Source organism: Methyloligella halotolerans (genome assembly GCF_001708935.1).
GTDB classification, from domain to species: domain Bacteria; phylum Pseudomonadota; class Alphaproteobacteria; order Rhizobiales; family Methyloligellaceae; genus Methyloligella; species Methyloligella halotolerans.
Window position 1 is genome coordinate 1 of the sequence record NZ_MASI01000002.1, and the last position, 18,019, is coordinate 18,019.

At 63.9% G+C, this 18,019-nt stretch carries 15 protein-coding genes, 1 tRNA gene and 1 pseudogene; 9 read left to right on the plus strand and 8 right to left on the minus strand.

What is annotated here, in order from left to right; genetic code table 11:
- Positions 1-147: 147 nt before the first annotated feature.
- The gene (locus tag A7A08_RS04320; RefSeq protein ID WP_069094325.1) at positions 148-1,491 is read right to left on the minus strand and encodes an NAD(P)/FAD-dependent oxidoreductase; all 1,344 of its coding nucleotides are present in this window, start codon (positions 1,489-1,491) and stop codon (positions 148-150) included.
- Between the two features lie 301 nt (positions 1,492-1,792).
- On the opposite strand from A7A08_RS04320, the gene A7A08_RS04325 reads away from it, so the two are divergent.
- Positions 1,793-2,515, plus strand: a complete 723-nt coding sequence (locus A7A08_RS04325) for a FadR/GntR family transcriptional regulator (RefSeq protein WP_245290813.1) — start codon at positions 1,793-1,795, stop codon at positions 2,513-2,515.
- Here the strand turns inward: A7A08_RS04325 and A7A08_RS04330 are convergent.
- The gene (locus A7A08_RS04330) at positions 2,424-3,569 is read right to left on the minus strand and encodes a GlxA family transcriptional regulator (RefSeq protein WP_069094326.1); all 1,146 of its coding nucleotides are present in this window, start codon (positions 3,567-3,569) and stop codon (positions 2,424-2,426) included. The two genes, A7A08_RS04325 and A7A08_RS04330, sit on opposite strands and share 92 nt — an antisense overlap.
- A gap of 89 nt (positions 3,570-3,658) precedes the next feature.
- On the opposite strand from A7A08_RS04330, the gene A7A08_RS04335 reads away from it, so the two are divergent.
- From A7A08_RS04335 to A7A08_RS04350, 4 genes are read left to right on the plus strand one after another with little or no spacing between them, the layout of a single operon-like run.
- On the plus strand, positions 3,659-4,909 hold the full coding sequence (locus A7A08_RS04335; RefSeq protein WP_069094327.1) for a sarcosine oxidase subunit beta family protein: 1,251 nt from the start codon (positions 3,659-3,661) through the stop codon (positions 4,907-4,909).
- A 27-nt stretch (positions 4,910-4,936) separates the two neighbouring features.
- Positions 4,937-5,224, plus strand: a complete 288-nt coding sequence (locus tag A7A08_RS04340) for a sarcosine oxidase subunit delta (protein ID WP_069094328.1) — start codon at positions 4,937-4,939, stop codon at positions 5,222-5,224.
- Complete coding sequence (locus A7A08_RS04345) at positions 5,221-8,184, plus strand: sarcosine oxidase subunit alpha family protein (RefSeq protein ID WP_069094329.1); 2,964 nt, start codon at positions 5,221-5,223, stop codon at positions 8,182-8,184. The genes A7A08_RS04340 and A7A08_RS04345 overlap by 4 nt, the downstream gene beginning before the upstream one ends.
- Positions 8,177-8,746 (plus strand): sarcosine oxidase subunit gamma, encoded by a 570-nt coding sequence (locus tag A7A08_RS04350; protein WP_069094330.1) that lies wholly within the window; start codon positions 8,177-8,179, stop codon positions 8,744-8,746. The genes A7A08_RS04345 and A7A08_RS04350 overlap by 8 nt, the downstream gene beginning before the upstream one ends.
- Positions 8,747-8,834: 88 nt before the next feature.
- Here A7A08_RS04350 and A7A08_RS04355 read toward each other — a convergent pair whose 3' ends face one another.
- Both A7A08_RS04355 and A7A08_RS04360 read right to left on the minus strand, forming a co-directional pair.
- A complete protein-coding gene (locus A7A08_RS04355; RefSeq protein WP_141693841.1) occupies positions 8,835-9,044 on the minus strand; it encodes a hypothetical protein in 210 nt (69 codons plus the stop codon).
- Positions 9,041-9,487: a GFA family protein gene (locus A7A08_RS04360; protein WP_069094332.1), complete on the minus strand. Its 447-nt coding sequence runs from the start codon at positions 9,485-9,487 to the stop codon at positions 9,041-9,043. The genes A7A08_RS04355 and A7A08_RS04360 overlap by 4 nt, the downstream gene beginning before the upstream one ends.
- Positions 9,488-9,654: 167 nt before the next feature.
- Between A7A08_RS04360 and A7A08_RS04365 the strand changes: the two genes are divergently transcribed.
- Together A7A08_RS04365 and A7A08_RS04370 are read left to right on the plus strand one after the other, a co-directional pair.
- A complete protein-coding gene (locus A7A08_RS04365) occupies positions 9,655-10,563 on the plus strand; it encodes an arginase family protein (RefSeq protein ID WP_069094333.1) in 909 nt (302 codons plus the stop codon).
- The gene (locus A7A08_RS04370; protein ID WP_069094334.1) at positions 10,560-11,093 is read left to right on the plus strand and encodes a MarR family winged helix-turn-helix transcriptional regulator; all 534 of its coding nucleotides are present in this window, start codon (positions 10,560-10,562) and stop codon (positions 11,091-11,093) included. Before A7A08_RS04365 ends, A7A08_RS04370 begins: the two co-directional genes overlap by 4 nt.
- Positions 11,094-11,106: 13 nt before the next feature.
- Here the strand turns inward: A7A08_RS04370 and nhaA are convergent, their stop codons facing one another.
- Together nhaA and A7A08_RS04380 are read right to left on the minus strand one after the other, a co-directional pair.
- Positions 11,107-12,309, minus strand: a complete 1,203-nt coding sequence (gene nhaA / locus A7A08_RS04375; protein ID WP_069094335.1) for a Na+/H+ antiporter NhaA — start codon at positions 12,307-12,309, stop codon at positions 11,107-11,109.
- Positions 12,310-12,384: 75 nt separating this feature from the next.
- Positions 12,385-12,594: a DUF465 domain-containing protein gene (locus A7A08_RS04380; RefSeq protein WP_069094336.1), complete on the minus strand. Its 210-nt coding sequence runs from the start codon at positions 12,592-12,594 to the stop codon at positions 12,385-12,387.
- 101 nt (positions 12,595-12,695) lie between these two features.
- Here A7A08_RS04380 and A7A08_RS04385 point away from each other — a divergent pair, with 101 nt between their 5' ends.
- Positions 12,696-13,595, plus strand: a complete 900-nt coding sequence (locus A7A08_RS04385) for a hydrogen peroxide-inducible genes activator (RefSeq protein WP_069094337.1) — start codon at positions 12,696-12,698, stop codon at positions 13,593-13,595.
- A 61-nt stretch (positions 13,596-13,656) separates the two neighbouring features.
- On the opposite strand, the gene A7A08_RS04390 is transcribed toward A7A08_RS04385, so the two are convergent.
- Positions 13,657-13,733 (minus strand) — tRNA-Arg (locus tag A7A08_RS04390).
- A gap of 224 nt (positions 13,734-13,957) precedes the next feature.
- Complete coding sequence (locus tag A7A08_RS04395) at positions 13,958-16,111, minus strand: TonB-dependent receptor (RefSeq protein ID WP_169822918.1); 2,154 nt, start codon at positions 16,109-16,111, stop codon at positions 13,958-13,960.
- Between the two features lie 799 nt (positions 16,112-16,910).
- Between A7A08_RS04395 and A7A08_RS04400 the strand changes: the two are divergent.
- Positions 16,911-17,884: pseudogene (locus tag A7A08_RS04400) on the plus strand (acyltransferase family protein).
- Positions 17,885-18,019: the final 135 nt, after the last annotated feature.

An 18,019-nucleotide genomic window follows, 5' to 3' on the forward strand; every position in this document is an offset into this window, starting at 1 on the left:
CGATCTGACGGCGAACCTCCTTAACAAGCTCGTCCCGGCCAGGGGCGTCTACAAATTCCTCGATATCCGTCTTTGACACGGCTTTCCTCCCTTATGGATCGCGGGCCCCTTATGGAGCTCCGCCTTCTTTGATTGACTTCGGGGACCTCAGCTCCAGGGGAACGGGCTGTGCGAGGTCGGGTGCAGCTCTCCCTTTTCGAAGCGGGCGAAACGGAACGGCTTCAGAAGCTCCTGCTCGTCGCCCATGACCTCATCGGCCACGAGGCGTCCGACACCGAGCATCTTGTAGCCGTGGTTGGAGTCGGCGATGACCGTCGCGTTCTCGTTGAAGCGGTCGAAGACCGGGAACGAGTCCGGCGTGAAGCAGCCGATGCCGCCGGAGGGCTCACGGTGGTAGCGGGGCATGGAGCCCTGGAAGCGCTTGTGGCAATGCGCCAAGGCCGAAACCCACATATGCGCGAAGCCGGGGCTCGAGACGAATTCGGGGCTGGCCGGACCATACGGGTCGATGGCCACGTCTTCCGCCGGGGTCGTAACCTTATAGGGTGCCGCACCGCCCTGGACGCCGCCGAAATGCCAGTCGGGCTTGTAGTAGATGCCCCACATGTCTTCGGTGATGACACTGCCGTCGACATCGGAGATCAGCGGCGCGTCGGTGTCGACGTGGATGACTGGCGGGATCTTTCCGTCATTGGTCAGGAGCGTATCGGGATCGACCTTGAGGACGCCCTCCTCCAGCTGCCAGAAGCGCCACATATCGACGCCGTCGGCGACCTGGCCGTCAGGGCTCTTGACCTTGATCTTATTCGGCAGGCCGAGCATGTCCCAGAAGTCGCGCACCCAAGGTCCGGCGCCGACGATGAGCTGATCGCAACGGATGGTGCCGCGATTGGTCTTCACGGCGCGGACGGCCGGCGAGCCGCTCTCGGTGATCAGTTCCTGAACCTCGGTGCCGGTGATAATCCGGACGCCCAGATCCTCGGCCTTCTTGGCCAGGCCGTACATGGATTTGGTGTTGTTGGCGTAGCCGCCGCGCTTCTCGTGGAGAACGGAGGTGATGCCCTTCGCCTGCCAATCGTCGAAGATGCCGCGCATATAGTCGGCGGAGTCCTTCTCGCCTTCGATGAAGACGCTCTCGTAGCCGATGGCCTGCTGCTCGCGGTGGATCTGCGCGACGTCCTCGTGCATGGCCTCGCACGAGATCTGCATGTAGCCGACCGGGTGATAGCTGAAGGCTTTCGGATCGCTCTCCCAGACATCCACGGAGTGGGCCATGAGATTGCGCATGGCGGGCTGGAAGTAGTTGTTGCGCACGACACCGCAGGCGATGCCGGAGGCGCCGGCGGCGATGCCGGCCTTATCGAGGACAACGACGCGGCCCTCTACGCTTTCGCCCTTCTCCTTGAGGCGCTCGGCGAGCCGCCAGGCAGCTGACAGACCGTGAATTCCGGCGCCGATAACTACGAATTCCGCGTGCTCAGGAAACGACACAGGTTCCTCCCCTTTTGGCCGTTTCAACTGGCGGTGCGGCGCTCGTCTCGCTCTGGCACCGCCGTTGAATAATCCGCAACAATGATGTTGATCGTGTCCGCATGTGATCCAAAAATCAAGCAGTTTTGGTCCACTTTACTCTTAGTGGGTAGGAATAGGCTTGATCTGGTTCGTAATTGGTTCTATACTAATACGCGAACGACTCGCCTCCGCCCGGCGGAATCGATTGGTATGTGACAACTTGACACTTCCGGCCCTGCCCGGCCGAATGCGTGTTATTGGTCCAAAAATGGAATTGACATTGGCTCAGACAGAAAACGAGATTTCTTCCGGTCCGAACCTTTCGGGAGAGACTTATGCAGGCTCGGCAGACCTCGCCGCCGTGCTCCGGCGGGATATCAAGGAGGGCCGGCTGGCCTCCCATGAGCGGCTGCTCTCAGAGCGTAAGATGGCGGAACAATTCGGAGTGGCGCGGGGCACCGTCCGGGAGGCGTTAAGCCGGCTGGTCGACGAAGGTCTGGTTGAGATCCGGCGCGGCAGCGGGGCCTATGTGATCTTCGAGCCGCCGGAGCCCTCCAACGACATCATCGAGAACGCGCGGCCTCTGGAGCTTATGGACACGCGTTTCGCGGTGGAGCCGCATATCTGCCGGCTCGCCGTTCTCCATGCGCGGCCCAAGGACCTCGCCTTCGCCGGCTCGCTGCTCGAGAAGATGGAGGCGAGCACGAAGGATCCGACCGCTTTCGCCGCCGCCGATACGGCATTCCATACTCGGCTTGCCGAAAGCACCGGCAACTCGCTGCTGATCTGGTTCGTGGGGCAGATCAACTCCGTTCGGCATCAACGGGAATGGTCGATGATGCGCGAGATCACCCTGACGGAGAACATGATCCGGGAATATAACCGTCAGCACCGCGCCATTCTGGAGGCCATCATGGCTCGCGAGCCGGAACGGGCTGCGAATCTGATGAAGGAGCATCTGGAGACGGCGCGGCTGTCTCTGATGCGCTCGGCGGCGGCCTGACGCTGCGGTCGTCCGGTTTCTTCGAGCGGCGGAACGCCGACGGGCTCACCCCACACACATCGCGGAAGGCGCTGGAGAAATGCGCCGAGTTGGCGAACCCGGTCGCGAGCGCGATATCGGTAAGCGGCAAGGTGGATTGCTGCAGGAGGTTCTTCGCCACATCGAGTCGCAGCCGGCGATAGAACGCCATGGTGCTCACGCCCAGCCTTTCCTTGAACAATCGATTGAGCTGCCGCGGACTGGTGCCTGCCAGGGTCGCCAGCTGCGCCAAGTGCAGCGGATCGGCGACGTGGTTCTCCATGGCCTCGATGGCGCGGATGACGCCAGCCTCGGTCGTTCCGTGACGTTCGACCAATCCGGACCGCTGGGGACCGCCGGAGGGGCGCACCTCCGTATGCATGAACCAATCGGAGATCGCGCGGGCGAAGGCCGGGCCCTGCCGTTCCGCCAGCAGGGCGTACATCATGTCGAGGGGTGCCGTGCCGCCCGCGGAGGTAACCCGGTCGCGATCGACCACATAGAGGGTGCGCTCGATGAGCAGGCCGGGATAGATCTCGGCGAGCGCCTCGGCATGCTCCCAGTGCACGGTCATGCGGCGTCCGGCCATGACCCCCGCCAGGGCGAGGATAACGGGGCCGCCGGAGACGCCGCCAAGGCGCACGCCATGGCGGCCGAGAGACCGTAGCCAGCTGAAGGTGTGTTCGTCGTCGAAGCTGACGGGATCGCCGCCTGCCACCACCAGCACAAGATCGAAATCGAGATCGACGCCGATCTCCGCATCGGCATCGATGCGCGCGCCGCTCGAGCTCGTGGCGAACTCGCCTGCGGGCGCTGCGTGGCTGAACTCGTAGATGCGCCGCCCGGCGAGCAGGTTCGCAGCGCGCAGAGGTTCGACGGTTGCCGCGTACGACATGAGCGCGAAGCCGTCGATCAGCAGGAAGCAGATCCGGTAGGCATCGGCCTCGTGCCGACCGTCCGGATCGGCCTCCTTCTCGCTCAGCCGACTCTTCTCAAGATCGACATGCGGGCGAGATTCGGACGGACGCTTGACCATTTCCTGTAACTATCCGTCGATATTTGAGAAGTCAATCGGCCGCGACCAATCGTAGCGTTTGGTTTGAACCAGACGGAGCGTTGCAGGCCATGCACTACTCAGTATTCAAGATCATCAGCGAAGGCCTGAAGGGCAATACGGGATGGAAGCCGCAATGGCGCGATCCCGAGCCCCGTAAGGAGTACGACGTCGTCATCGTCGGCGCCGGCGGCCACGGGCTCGCCACGGCCTACTATCTCGCCAAGGAATTCGGCATCCGGAACGTCGCGGTGCTGGAGAAGGGCTGGCTTGGGTCGGGCAATATCGGCCGCAACACGACGATCATCCGCTCCAACTACCTGCTGCCGGGGAACGAGCCGTTCTACGAGTTCTCCATGAAGCTCTGGGAAGGGCTGGAGCAGGACTTCAACTACAACGCCATGGTCTCCCAGCGCGGGATCATCAATCTCTATCACAATGACGGTCAGCAGGCGGCTTACCTGCGGCGCGCCAACGCCATGCGCATGGCGGGCGCCGATTCCGTGATGCTGGACCGCGACGAGCTGCAGAAGCTCTGCCCCTTCCTCGATTACGACAACGCCCGCTTCCCCATCAAAGGCGGGATCATGCAGCCCCGCGGCGGTACGGTACGCCACGATGCAGTGGCCTGGGGCTATGCTCGCGGCGCCGACGAGCGCGGCGTGGATATCGTCCAGAATTGCGAAGTCACCGGCTTCCAGATCAAGAACGGCGTCTGCACGGGCGTGGAAACGAGCCGCGGCCCGATCAAGGCGAAGAAGGTCGCGGTCTGCGTGGCCGGCTCTTCAAGCCGTGTGATGGAGAAGGCCGGCATCCGACTTCCCATCGAGAGCCACGTTCTGCAGGCCTTCGTCAGCGAAGGGCTGAAGCCGACCATTCCGGGCGTCGTCACCTTCGGCGCGGGCCATTTCTACGTCAGCCAGTCCGACAAGGGCGGCCTCGTCTTCGGCGGAGATCTCGACGGCTACAACACCTATGCCCAGCGCGGTGGTCTTCCCGTGGTGGAGGATGTCTGCGAGGGCGGCATGGCGATCATGCCCATGATCGGCCGGGCGCGCCTTCTGCGCAGCTGGGGCGGCATCATGGACATGTCCATGGACGGCTCCCCCTTCATCGACCACACGCCGGTGGACGGGCTCTATTTCAACGGCGGCTGGTGCTACGGCGGCTTCAAGGCGACGCCGGCCTCCGGCTACTGCTACGCCCATCTGATCGCGAAGGACGAGCCCCACGAGGTGGCGGCGGCCTATCGGCTGGACCGGTTCCGGCGCGGCGCGATGATCGACGAGAAGGGCATGGGCGCCCAACCGAACCTCCATTAGTCAGCACCGAAGCAGGCAGTTCCGACCATGATCATCGACCACCCTCTTCTCGGACCGCGCGACTCGGCAGAGTTCGTCTATCTCGGCGACGCATGCCTGATCGAGCGTCCGGACTGGCAGGACGAGAACGCGCTCGATGCGTTCCACGACTACCTCTATCTGCGCGACAACCCGGCGGGCGAGCATCGCGAGCTCTGGTTCCACGAACAGGGCGACCGCTCCTGGCTCGTCGTGACGCGCAACACCCTCACCCACGAAATCACGAAGGTCGAGCTGGCTCGGGACGTCGCCCGTGCGCTCGGACGCAGCAAATGAGCAACACCGCTTCGCGTCAGTCTCACCGCCTCTCCGGCGGCCTCGTCGACCGCAATGCCCCGCTGGACTTCACGTTCAACGGCTCGCACTACCAGGGCTTCGAAGGCGACACGGTCGCTTCGGCCCTGGTCGCCAACGGCGTCAAGCTGGTCGGCCGCTCGTTCAAGTATCACCGGCCGCGCGGCATCCTGACCGCCGGCTCGGAGGAGCCCAACGCTCTCCTCACCATCGGCCGCGGCGCCTATGCGGAGCCGAACACCCGCGCAACGGTGGCGGAGCTCTATAACGGTCTCGCAGCCTCGAGCCAGAACCATCGCGGTCCGCTCGGCTTCGACTTCATGGCGGTGAACGACTTCTTCTCGCCGTTCCTGTCCGCGGGCTTCTACTACAAGACCTTCATGTGGCCGCGCGCCTTCTGGGAGAAGGTGTACGAGCCGCTGATCCGGAAATCCGCCGGTCTCGGCGCCCTGTCCGGCGAGCCGGACCCGTCGACCTACGACAAAGGCTTCCTGCATTGCGACGTGCTCGTGATCGGGGCCGGACCTGCGGGGCTGATGGCCGCGAAGACCGCGGCGCTTTCGGGCGCGCGGGTCATTCTCGCGGATGAGGATTTCCGCCTCGGCGGCCGGCTGAACTCGGAGACATACGAGATCGACGGGATGCCCGGCAGCGAGTGGGCGCAATCGATCGTCCAGGAGCTTTCGGAGATGGACAATGTGCGGGTGATGCCGCGCACTACCGTCTACGGCTCTTACGATCACGGAATCTACGGCGCGCTGGAGCGGGCCCGCGATCACCTGTCCGATCAAGGCGACAAGCCCCGCCAGATCCTGTGGCGCATCTATTCCAAGCGCGCGATCCTATGCGCGGGCGCCATCGAGCGTCCCATCGCGTTCGGCGACAACGACCGGCCCGGCATCATGATGGCCGGCGCGGTGCGGTCCTACGTGAACCGTTGGGGCGCCGCACCCGGCAAGCGAGTCGCGATCTTCACCAGCAATGACGACGGCTGGCGCACGGCTGCGGATCTCTCCGCCAAGGGCATCGAGGTCGCCGCGGTGATCGATCCGCGCACGGGCAACGCGCCCTATCAGATCCCGAACACGCAGATCTTCATGGGCGACGCCGTCGCCGGAACCTATGGCCGAAAGGGGATCACCCAGATCGCCCTGGCGAGCGGTCGGGAGATCCCGGTCGACTGCCTGGCCGTCTCCGGCGGCTGGAGCCCGAATCTGCAGCTCACCTGCCATCAGCGCGGACGTCCTGCCTGGCGCGAGGACATCGCCGCCTTCGTGCCGGATCAGGGTATCCCGGTCGGCATGAGCGTGGCGGGCGCGGCCAATGGCGAGCTATCGCTGAAATCCGCCCTCACCGAGGGTCTCAACAAGGCCAATGCGGCCTTGAAGGACCTCGGCATGAAGACCGCCCCGCAGGCGGCCCCGAAATCCGACGACGAGAAGATCGCCGCAACCCCCTTCTTCTATGTGAAGGAGAGCAAGGCGCGGGCCTGGGTCGACCAGCAGAACGACGTCACCGTAAAGGACGTGAAGCTGGCGCATCAGGAAGGCTTCCGATCGGTAGAGCATCTGAAGCGCTACACGACGCTCGGCATGGCGACCGACCAGGGCAAGACGGCTAATGTGGTCGGCCTCGCCATCATGGCGAATGCGCGCGGCCAGTCGATCCCCGAAACCGGGACCACGATCTTCCGGCCGCCCTATACGCCGGTGCCGATCGGCGCGCTCGCCGGCCGTGCGCGCGGCAAGGATTTCCGCCCCTACCGCCTTACGCCGAGCCATAGCTGGGCCGAGGAGCAGGGCGCGACCTTCGTCGAGGTCGGCATGTGGATGCGGGCCCAGTATTTCCCGAAGCCCGGCGACAAGAGCTGGCGGGACACGGTCAACCGCGAGGTCGAGACCACCCGCAATTCGGTCGGCATCTGCGATGTGACCACGCTCGGCAAGATCGATATTCAGGGCCGCGACGCCGCGGAGTTCCTGAACCGGGTTTACATCAACGGCTTCGCCAAGCTGGCGGTGGGCAAGACGCGCTATGGCATGATGCTACGCGAGGACGGCATCGCCATGGACGACGGCACCACCGCCCGGCTTGGCGAAACTCATTACGTGATGACGACCACGACGGCGAACGCCGGGCCGGTGTTCCGGCATCTGGAGTTCTGCCGCCAGTGCCTGTGGCCGGATCTCGACGTTCATCTGATCTCGACCACGGACGGCTGGGCGCAGTTCGCCGTTGCGGGTCCGAATTCGCGCAAGCTTCTGCAGAAGGTCGTCGATACCGACACGGATCTTTCCAACGAAGGGTTCCCCTTCATGGCGTGCTCGGAGATCACGGTCTGCGGCGGCACGCCGGGACGTCTGTTCCGTATCTCGTTTTCAGGCGAGCTCGCCTACGAGATCGCGGTGCCGGCCCGCTACGGCGATGCCCTAATCCGTGCGCTCATCAAGGCGGGCGAGGAGTTCGGCGTGACGCCTTACGGCACGGAAGCGCTGGGCGTGATGCGCATCGAGAAGGGTCACGCGGCGGGCGCGGAGCTGCCCGGCACGACCACGGCCCAGAATCTCGGCATGGGCGGCATGATCTCCAAGAAGAAGGACTGCATCGGCAACACGCTTTCCGAGCGCCCCGATCTGAACCGGGACGATGGGCTTCGCCTGGTCGGCTTCCGTCCCGTGGACCGGAGCCAGCATCTGAAGGCCGGCTGGCACTTCCTCTCCAAGGGATCGCCTTGCGATATGGCCCATGACGAAGGCTGGATGACCTCGGTCGCCTTCTCGCCGTCTCTCGACCATTCGATCGGACTCGGCTTCATCACGCGCGGCAGCGACCGCATGGGCGAGATCGTCCGTGCCGTGAGCCCTGCAACCAATGTGGATATCGAGGTGGAGATCGTTTCGCCCCACTTCATCGATCCCGAAGGAGAGCGTCTCCGTGTCTGATACTGCACTCTATCCTACGCCTGCGCTGGGCGGATATCGCGCCGACAAGGACGGCATCGTGGTCGAAGAGCTGACCCGGTTGGCGGTGGTCTCCATCGCCACGCCGCTGGACGGCGACAAGGCCCTCGACGCCGCCATGCAAAAGAGCTTCGGAACGACGCCTCCGGCGCCCGGCAAGGTGACCATTTCGAAAGACGGCAAGACGAGATTTCTCGGCATGGCGCCGGGCCAGATCTTCGCGGTCTTCAACCACGACAGGCCGGATGCGGAAAAGCGGCTCGCCGAGACGCTTTCGGGGTCTGCCTACACGACCGACCAGACCGATGTCTGGGTGGCGCTTCGGGTCGGCGGCGAAAGCGTCGTCGCCGTTTTGGAGCGCATCTGCCCGCTGGACCTCCATCCGGACGCCTTTCCGGCCGACCGCTGCGCGCGGACGGTGATGGAGCACATGGCGGCGATCGTGCTGCGCGACGGGGAGGACGGGTTCGTCCTGCTCACCGCCCGCTCTTCCGCACGGTCGTTCCTGCATGCCGTGGAGGTTTCGGTCGAAAACGTTCTCTAGGCTGACTTGTCAAAAGTCAGGCTCCCTCCGACTAACTGGGCTCTTTCGCGTATCGAGGGCCCAGTTTTTTTTGCCTGGAGTCGGGCGATCAGCAGCCGCCGAAGTTCTCGGTCTCCGAGCGGTGGGAGGTCGGACGGAACTCCCAGCTCTGAGCGCCGGGCGGCAGAGCGGTGAGCTTCGCCGCGATCCGCCACTCCTCGCCGTCCCGGTAGATATAGACGGGCTTGCCTTGCGAATCGGCCCGTCGGACCGCTTCGGTGCGGATTTCCTCGGGCGGCTGGCCTAGACCTGCCATCATGCCTCCGGAAGCGGGTGGCCGCGCATGGTGCCAGGAAACTGCGGGAGGCCGTCGTCGATCTCGTAGTAGTCGCCCTTCTCCGCCACGAAGATGTGGCGCACGGTCTTGAGGCCCGTCGGTGCATCGAGTGTGCCGGCAGAAATCGCGACCGAAGAGCCCTCCGTCGGCTCCCAGAACAGGCTGGCGCCACATTGGTGGCAGAAGCCGCGGCGCGCCTTCTCCGAGGACTGGTACCAGCGCAGGCCCGATTCCTCGGCGAGCACGAGATCGTTCCGATCGGCGGAAGTGTAGCCAATGAAGTGGCCGTGGGTCTTGCGGCACTGCGAGCAGTGGCAGTTCACCACTGGGCGCAACTCGCCCCGAACCTCATACCGGACGCTCCCGCAGAGGCAGCCGCCGGTTTTCACGTTGCCGCGTTCACCGCTTTCCGTTTCGTCGGCCACGGATCGTCCTCCCCTTTGGTTCGACTGCAAGCCTATCGCAGCGCGCTCACACAATGAAGGTCTGCGGACGTGAGCCGGACTCACGGCGCCGCCCCGAAAACGCTTGACGAAATCAAAAATCCAATAAAGATGCATGCTGCATCGATCTTACTACATAGGAGGCCGGCATGGTTCACAACTTCAGCATCATGGGCGCGCCTGTCGACAGCGAGGGAACGCCTGACGGCACCTCTCGGGGACCGCGGGTCATGCGCGAGCTCGGGCTTTTGCGGGTCGTGCCCCATGTTGCGGATATCGGCGATCTTCCGGTCTCCATCGAGAGCAAGGATCGCGACCCGGTTAGCGGGATGAAGGCGGCGCCCGCAGTGATCGACCTCACCGCGAAGACGCGTTTCGCTGTCGCTCGCGAGATCGGCCTAGGGCGCAAGCCCCTGGTCGTCGGCGGTTGTTGCGCGCCCATCATCGGCGCCATGGCGGGTGCGCGCGACGCGCTTGGGCATGTGGGACTCGCCTATGTCGACGGGCATGCGGACCTCTATGACGGCAAGACCTCGCTCTCCGGCGATTGCGCCGACATGCCGATGGCATTCCTGCTGGGGCGCGCTGGAGACCTGCTGGCGGACGCCGCTGGGCCGAACGGCGTTCTTGCTCCGGAGGAGGTCGCGATGCTGGGGTATCGCGACGACTACATCGCCGAGCCCGAAGGGTCGCTGATGCCTGAGGACATCGGAGATTCTCTCTATCGCCGGACCCCAGATGCCTTGCGGCGCGACGGGATGGCGTCGGCCGGCATGTCTGCCCTGTCCCATCTGCGCGCCGGTCCCGGCCGTTTCTGGCTGCATCTCGATTGGGACGTGCTGGACGAGGAGGAGTTCCCCTCCTCCGATTATCCCATGCCGAATGGGTTGACCTGGACCGAGCTGGCCGAGCTCGTGCGGCCGCTGGTCTGGTCGCCCGATCTGATCGGCATGTCGCTCGCCTGCTACAATCCGGACAACGATTCCGACCTTACAGACGGCCGGAAGATCATCCGCTGTCTGGAGGCCATCTTTTCGCTGGGCGGAGGCTCCCAATGACCACGGCGAAGACCGCAAACACGCTCGGCGCTTTGGCCCTGACCCTGTCCGACCGCATACAGGCGCAAGCCGAGGACGTCGCCGGTCTCGGCGGCATGGGCCCGGCGATCCTTGTAGGCGTCCATGTGGACCCGGGCATCCTGATCGAACGCCTGGCAGCGGAGCTTGGCCGGGGCCAGTCCAGCATGGTCCGGGCGGTGCAACAGCTGGAACGCAGCGGATTGGTCGAAAAGCGCCGCGGCAAGGACCGGCGGACCTTCGGCCTTCACCTCACCCGGTCCGGCCGGGCCCGCGTGCTTTCCATTCTGGATAGACGCGCCAAGGCCCTCGACGCCGCGCTTGGCGCGCTTTCGCCGAAGGAACAGACCATTCTTTCAGGCTTCGTCGAGCGGATGCTCGAGGGGCTCGTCAGGGTCGAGGACGACCGCTTTCCCATGTGCCGGCTTTGCGATGAGGAGGCGTGCGGCCCCTATAGCGAGTGTCCCGTCGAACGGGGCGCCACGCGCTGCCGGGAAAAGGCGTCAGGGTAAGGCAAATGCACGCTCAGGCCGTGGCTGCCACGCCGCGCTCTGGGACCGCCCTGCGCGGCGCGGTGGCGAGCACTGACATCCCGATGACGGCAGATATCAGCGATCCAGTCAGCACGCCCATTTTCACCGCGTCGATCTGACCTGCATCGGTGAAGGCGAGACCGCCGATGAACAGGCTCATGGTGAAACCGATACCTGCAAGGCAGGCAAGCCCGTAAAGGTGCCGCCACGTCACCTCGGGCGGGATGGTCGCGAGCCTCGTTTTCTCGGCGATCCAGCAGGCGCCGAAGACGCCGATTTGCTTGCCAACGACAAGGCCGGCGGCGATGCCCAGCGAAAGCGGTGCGAGCAACGCCTCGACGCCTGCACCAGCGAACGACACACCCGCATTGGCGAATGCGAAGATCGGCAGGATGAGGAACGCCACCCAGGGGTGCAGTGCATGCTCCAGCCGCTCGAGCGGCCGTTCGTCTCCCGTGGCGTTGGGCACGAACATGGCCGTGACGACACCGGCGAGCGTGGCGTGGACACCGGACTTGAGAACGCAGATCCACAGGAAGGCGCCCAGCAGGAAATAGGGAATCGTGCGCGCTATCCCCATACGGTTCAGCAGCAGCATCCCCGCCGCGGGAACGAGCGCGAGACCCAGCGCCGCGAGGTTCATGTTCTCGGTATAGAACAGCGCGATGATCACGATGGCACCGATGTCGTCGATGATCGCGATCGCCAGCAGCAAGGCCTTGAGCGCCACCGGCACACGGCTGCCGAGCAGCGCGAGAAGGCCGAGCGCAAAAGCGATATCGGTGGCAGCGGGGATGGCCCAGCCGTCGAGGTTCGCCGCCGATCGGGCGTTGATCGCGACGAAGATGAGCGCCGGCACGACCATGCCGCCCAGGGCCGCGTAGACAGGCAGCGAAGCCTGCTTCCAGCTCCGCAACTGGCCGGTCACGATCTCGCGCTTCACCTCCAACCCGACAAGGAAGAAGAACAGGGCCATCAGCCCGTCGTTGATCCACAGCAGCAGCGGTTTGTCGATCGCGACAAGATCGCCCGCGGTGAAGCTGACCGGCGTGGCGAGGAAACTCTGATAGGTGCCGAGCAGAGGCGAATTGGCAATGCAGAGCGCGATCGCGGCGGCGGCGATCAGGGCGACGCCGCCGGCGCTCTCGCCGCCGATAAACTCGCGCAAACGCTGGGTGGGAGTTGGCTGTATCATCTACACCGGGTCATGAAAAAGGCGGGCGACGATCCGACTAGGGGGAAGGGGGGCGCTGGATCATCGCCCGGAGGGTCAGCTTGCGAAGCTGCGCCCATAATAGTGCCGCTGGAGCGCCGCGATCTTGTCCTTCAGACGCAGTCGGAGGCGCTTCATCGCTTTCAACTCCTCGCGCGCACCGGGAGACTTGGTGGTGTCGATCAATCTGTTGAGCGCACGATGCTCCCGCAACAGCTTGCGCAGGTGGGGGATCATGATTTTTTCGTCGGGGCTCGTTGTGGCCATCACACTCTCCATCGTTCGATGGACAGAACATGAGGCCCCCAGAGGCGATAATCCAATTCGAACTCTTGCCTCCTCTCGATAAAATTCTCTAATGGGACGCGATGTTCACGCTCAGGCAGATTGAGATCTTCGTCCGGCTCGCCGAGATCGGCAATATGGGGGAAGCGGCGACCGCGCTTGGGCTGACCCAGCCGGCCTTGAGCCATCAGCTGCGGGCCCTCGAGCACCGCCTGGGTCTGCAACTGTTCGAACGAGTGCCGAAGGGGATGCAGCTCACGCCGAGCGGACGTGAGCTGATCGCCGGAGCGCGCGGCGTTCTCAGTGCGACACGGGACTTCCGCGACGCGGCCGCTTATGTGGCGTCGAAGCCGGCCGGCTCGATCCGGTTCGGGGTCACCCCGACCCTCGGCCCCTATCTGATGCCTCGCGTCATCAAGGTTCTGCACAAGCGCTATCCGGACCTGCGCATCCTAATGCGCGAGGGCATCCCGGCGCTGCAGCAAGCCAAGCTCGCGTCCGGTGAGCTCGACATGCTTCTGTCGCCCATGCCGATCGATGGAAGGGGGCTCCATGTCGAGCCGCTGTTCCGCGAGCCGCTGCGCATCGTGGCCCCGCCCGACGATCCGCTGCTGGCGTCGGATGAACTCCAAAGCGAGGACTTCGCCGGCCGGACGTTTCTGACCCTCGATCATCGGCATCATTATCACCGTCAGCTCGAAGCCATTTGCGAGGCGTTGGGAGCCAAGATTTCGGCCGACTACGAGGGCACCAGCCTCGACGCGTTGCAGCAGATGGCGGGTTCGGGCGCCGGTCTGGCGCTCTTGCCCGAACTCTATATCCGTTCGGGTGCGGGCGGTCTCGACGTCGTCAGGATCGCCGAACCGGCAGGCTGGTCGGAATACCGAAGCGTCGCCGCCGCATGGCGGTCAGGCGCCGCCTACGCCGGACTCTACGCCGAGGTCGCTCACGTGATCGCTGAAGAAGGGCGGTTGAAAAGCTGAAATTGCGACTGGCGACGCCCGTGGTCGGACGCTCTGCTCGCAACCTGCTAAACCGAGAAACTGGCGCACCCGACAGGATTCGAACCTGTGACCTCCGCCTTCGGAGGGCGGCGCTCTATCCAGCTGAGCTACGGGTGCCTGGATGCCGACTCTGAGATATCACTTGGATATCACGCGTACAGAACCTAGCCGCGACACTAAAGGAGCCCCGGCTTCGGGGCAATCGCGGCGCGTGTGAGGTGTAGGCGCTGGCGGGCGATTTGCCAAGGGGCCAGACGCAGAGAGGCTGTCTTTCACGCCTGCGATGAAGACAGCCTCTTATGGCACAGCCGCCAGCTCGGACGTGTCCGCCGTTCCGCGGGCTAGAAATGCCCATTCAGGGTTAGCCCGACGATGCGCTCCTCGCCGACGAAGGCGTAGGCCGGCGCCAGGGGCGGCGCGTTCGTGCGATCGACCTGGGTCAGGTACTGCTCGTCGAACAGGTTCTTGGCGAAGGCGGTCAGCGTAAACCGCTCCCACTCCCAGCCGACGCGCGCGTCGACAACGGCGTAGCTGTCGACCTCGCGCAACGGGCTATTGGAAAGATCTCCGGTGCTGAAATAGCCGCCCGTAAACCGGACGTTCGCGCCGGCGAACCAGCCCATTTCCGACCGGTACATGCCACCGGCGGAGAAGGTGACGGGCGGTGCGTCGGGGAACTGGTTGCCCGCGAAATCGCCCTGGCTGGTGGTCATTTCTTCGAACTCGGTCTCCAGCAGGCCGAGGGCTGCGAAGAGCTGCAACGGCTCGACAGGACGCCAGCGCGCCTCGAGCTCCGCGCCATAGGCCTGGGACTTGCCGGCATTGAGGATCTCGGCCACGCCGTAATACTGGTTGAGCACCGTCACCTGCTGGTCGGTGTAGTCGTAGAAGAAGACGTTCGAATTGAAGTCGAACGTATTGTCCAGCCATGTCGAGCGGTAGCTGAGTTCGTAGTCGTCGAGATATTCCGGCTTCACCGTGACGTAGCGGTTGTCAGGCGTCAGCTGCTCGAAGCCCGTCCGATAGCCCTTGCTGTAGCTGACGCCCACGGTCTGGTTGTCCGTCAGATCGTAGGTGATGCCGAGCTTAGGCAGGAACTCGTTGAAGCTCGCTTCAGAGTCCTCGGCAACGGACTCCTGCGGATTGATCGTCGGATCGAAGAAACTCGCGAAGAGGTTGTCGAGATTGAGCGCCGTGCCCGCGCCGTGGGTCGTTACTTCGTCGTGCAGCAGACGGCCGCCACCGATGAAGGACCAGCGGTTCAGCCGGTAGCGCAGATCGGCATAGGCTGCGAGGCTTTCGGTTTCCGCTCCGAGGGTGGCGTCCCTGTATTGAGCCGTATCCAGCGGAAGGCCTTCGCCGAAGAAGTATGGCAGATAGATGGTCTGATCGTTGTAGGAGCCGCGCTCGAAATAGCCGTAAAACAGCCCAGCCACGCCGGAGAGTCCGTTGCCCTCATTGGCCAGCTCCAGCCTCAGATCCTGCGTGAAATCCTCGCCGGTGGTTGAGTCGCCATTGCGGGCGAAAGCGGCTCCGGCGGCTGTCTTGATCACGGTCTCGGTATCGGCAAATGCGGTCACGCTGCGCAGGGTCAGGTCCGGATTGATGTCGTAGGCGATATCGGCGACGTAATTGTCGGAGGTGGCATCGCGAAAATCGGTGAAGGCCGCCGAGCGTACGAACTGGCGTTCCAGGAACTCCTGCTCCGTGGCAATCATATCGTCGGACAATGCAGACACGATCGATGAGCCGGGCTTGTCGACGGTGTGGGAAATCGTGAACAAGGCGCTGAGACTGGGCATCGCGTCCGGTTCAATCAGCAGCTTGCCGCGTAGATTCCAATACTCGTCTTCGCCCATCTCCGCATTGGCGGGAATCGCATAGTCGATGTCCCGCTCGTGATTGAAACTGTAGCCGGAGATGCGGAAGGCCGACTGTCCGGCTGCGATGGGTGAGTTCAGAACGAAGCCGCCGGTGGTCAACTCGCTGGTGCCGGCCGTTCCCTCGACGATAATTTCTCGCTTGTAGGTCGGGTCGTTGGTCTTGATGACCACGGCGCCGCCAAGCGCATTGCGTCCCTGCAGAGTCGATTGAGGTCCGCGCAGCACCTCCACCTGGTCGATATCCCAAAGACCGCGGGCGCCGCGGCGCACGGCATCGGGGTTTTGGGTGGCGCCGTCGATCGTGACGGAGATAAGCGGCACGCCGGAAATATGCTGCAGACCGGTCAGGCCTTCGGAGTTCAGACCGCGGATCGCGAAGCCAGTGCTGTCATCGGAGGTGACGACGTTCGGCTGCTGAGACAGCACCTCCTTCAGATCGAAGAGCTGCCGGTCGGTAATCTCCTGCCCAGTAACGATGCTCACGCTGGTGGTCGTTTCGTAGACAGAGCGGAGCACCTTCTCGCCTTCGACCACGACACCGGGTAGGGGTGTCGTGCCCTGGCTCTCGCCGGCGCCGGAGGGCGCTGTTGTGGCCACGGGCGCGGCCCTCATGGTCTGCTTCTTTTCATTGCGTTTCGCAGGTGCGGCCTCAACCACGACCTCAGGCAGCAGGTAGGCGCCGGAATCGACCAAATCGGTCGGCGGTGAAACGTCCGGGCTTTCGGTAGAAGCGGTGGAAGGCTCCGATGAGCCTCTCTCGTCCACTGCCTCTTGCGCATTCGAAGTTAGAGAACTGCCCCCAAAGCTCGCCAACACCACGGCTACGGCCGTCACACCACAACGCATAATCTCCCCCCAAAGCTCACAAACCCGGGCGAGCACCCGCCCGCCACGCACAAGGATCGGATTTGATTGTGGTCCTGGAATCCGCTTGTACCGACTGCAGTCGGCTGAGAATCCGATAAGCCCCTAGCCCGTCCCCATTGACCCGTTTAGGTTTTATTAATTCTGACTTCAAGAGTCATATTTGGCATACCGGCACAGATATTTGCCCTCGAAGTGTCCGCAACTCCAGCGAAAGCGCTTTGCCGTCGGACGCGAATCGGCGATGGAGTTCGGGCTCCACATTGAAACAACGGAGTGTCCGGGCTGTGCCGATATGGGTCAGGCCCGGGCGGCAAAGGCAATCGCACCCCGGGGCGCATCTGCGCCAGAACCCCCGCCTTTCAACGATCTTTTATGGTTAGCGAAAGGTTAGCGCGGCTTTTGCACGCGGGGACTGCATCGTTTCTTTCCACGGCATTCCTCTCCACGACGTCTTTGGGGGAGCCGAGGCAGAGGCCGGAGACTTTTGGAAGGCAATACACAAAGAATCGGCTGGGTCGATTACGCCAAAGGGTTCTGCATCGTCATGGTCGTGATGATGCACTCTACCCTCGGCGTGGAGGCTGCGGCGGGCGAGACCAGCTGGATGGGGGCGCTGGTCGCGTTCGCGAAGCCTTTTCGCATGCCCGATTTCTTCCTGATCTCCGGCCTCTTCCTCGCGCGGGTCATCGACCGCGACTGGAGAACCTATCTCGACAAGAAGGTCGTCCATTTCGCCTATTTCTACGCGCTGTGGGTCACCATCCAATTCGCCTTCAAGGCGCCCGGCTTCGCTCAGGAGATCGGCTGGACCGGGGTCGTCGAGGAATATCTCCTCGCCTTCATCCAGCCCTTCGGCACGCTGTGGTTCATCTATCTGCTGCCGGTGTTTTTCGTGGTGGCCAAGCTCACCCGCCGGGTGCCGGTGCCGGTCATGTTTCTCGGCGGCTGCCTGCTGCAGATCGCCCAGCCGGAGACCGGCTGGATCGTGGCCGACGAGTTCTGCACCCGCTTCATCTATTTCTACACGGGCTATGCCTTCGCACCGCTGGTGTTCCACTTCGCCGATTGGGTCATGGCGCGCCAGCGCTCAGCCATCGGCCTTCTGGCCGGCTGGGCATTCCTGGAGGCCGTGCTGGTCTATGAAGCGTCTCGGCGGCACCGTTGATCGGGCTTGGCCTCGGGTTCTTCGGCGCCATGGCGGTGGTGGCGTTCTCGGCGCTGCTATCGACCTGGAACTGGGCGCGCCCGCTCCGCTTCGCCGGCGAGAACTCCATCGTCGTCTATCTCGCTTTCTTCCTGCCCATGGCCGTGACACGGACCGTTCTGTTGCATCTGACGCCGGAGATCGATGTCGGGCTGGCGGCGGTCACCGTGACGGCCGTCGGCGCGATCACGCCGCTGATCTTCTTCGTCCTCGTCCGCCGCACTCCACTCATGTTCCTGTTCCGCCGGCCGGCCTGGGCACGGCTCGGGGCCAAGCATGAAGGGGAAAAGCCGGCGCTCGCCGGAGCAGACTGAGTCAAGCGCTCCACCGGACCGGTGCGGCGAAGACGCTGAGATAACGTGGGGCCTACCGGCCGACTTTCCGTGGGGCCTATCGGCCAACTTTTCGCGGGGCCTATCGGTCAACTTTTCGTGGGGCCTATCGGCCTT

What these genes read in the sequence shown, in the direction of transcription:
- A7A08_RS04330 (WP_069094326.1), bottom strand. Translation starts at nt 3,569, where the DNA reads ATGGTCAAGCGTCCGTCCGAATCTCGCCCGCATGTCGATCTTGAGAAG.
- A7A08_RS04335 (WP_069094327.1), top strand. Translation starts at nt 3,659, where the DNA reads ATGCACTACTCAGTATTCAAGATCATCAGCGAAGGCCTGAAGGGCAAT.
- A7A08_RS04340 (WP_069094328.1), top strand. Translation starts at nt 4,937, where the DNA reads ATGATCATCGACCACCCTCTTCTCGGACCGCGCGACTCGGCAGAGTTC.
- A7A08_RS04345 (WP_069094329.1), top strand. Translation starts at nt 5,221, where the DNA reads ATGAGCAACACCGCTTCGCGTCAGTCTCACCGCCTCTCCGGCGGCCTC.
- A7A08_RS04355 (WP_141693841.1), bottom strand. Translation starts at nt 9,044, where the DNA reads ATGATGGCAGGTCTAGGCCAGCCGCCCGAGGAAATCCGCACCGAAGCG.
- A7A08_RS04365 (WP_069094333.1), top strand. Translation starts at nt 9,655, where the DNA reads ATGGTTCACAACTTCAGCATCATGGGCGCGCCTGTCGACAGCGAGGGA.
- A7A08_RS04370 (WP_069094334.1), top strand. Translation starts at nt 10,560, where the DNA reads ATGACCACGGCGAAGACCGCAAACACGCTCGGCGCTTTGGCCCTGACC.
- nhaA (WP_069094335.1), bottom strand. Translation starts at nt 12,309, where the DNA reads ATGATACAGCCAACTCCCACCCAGCGTTTGCGCGAGTTTATCGGCGGC.
- A7A08_RS04380 (WP_069094336.1), bottom strand. Translation starts at nt 12,594, where the DNA reads ATGGCCACAACGAGCCCCGACGAAAAAATCATGATCCCCCACCTGCGC.
- A7A08_RS04385 (WP_069094337.1), top strand. Translation starts at nt 12,696, where the DNA reads ATGTTCACGCTCAGGCAGATTGAGATCTTCGTCCGGCTCGCCGAGATC.
- A7A08_RS04395 (WP_169822918.1), bottom strand. Translation starts at nt 16,111, where the DNA reads ATGAGGGCCGCGCCCGTGGCCACAACAGCGCCCTCCGGCGCCGGCGAG.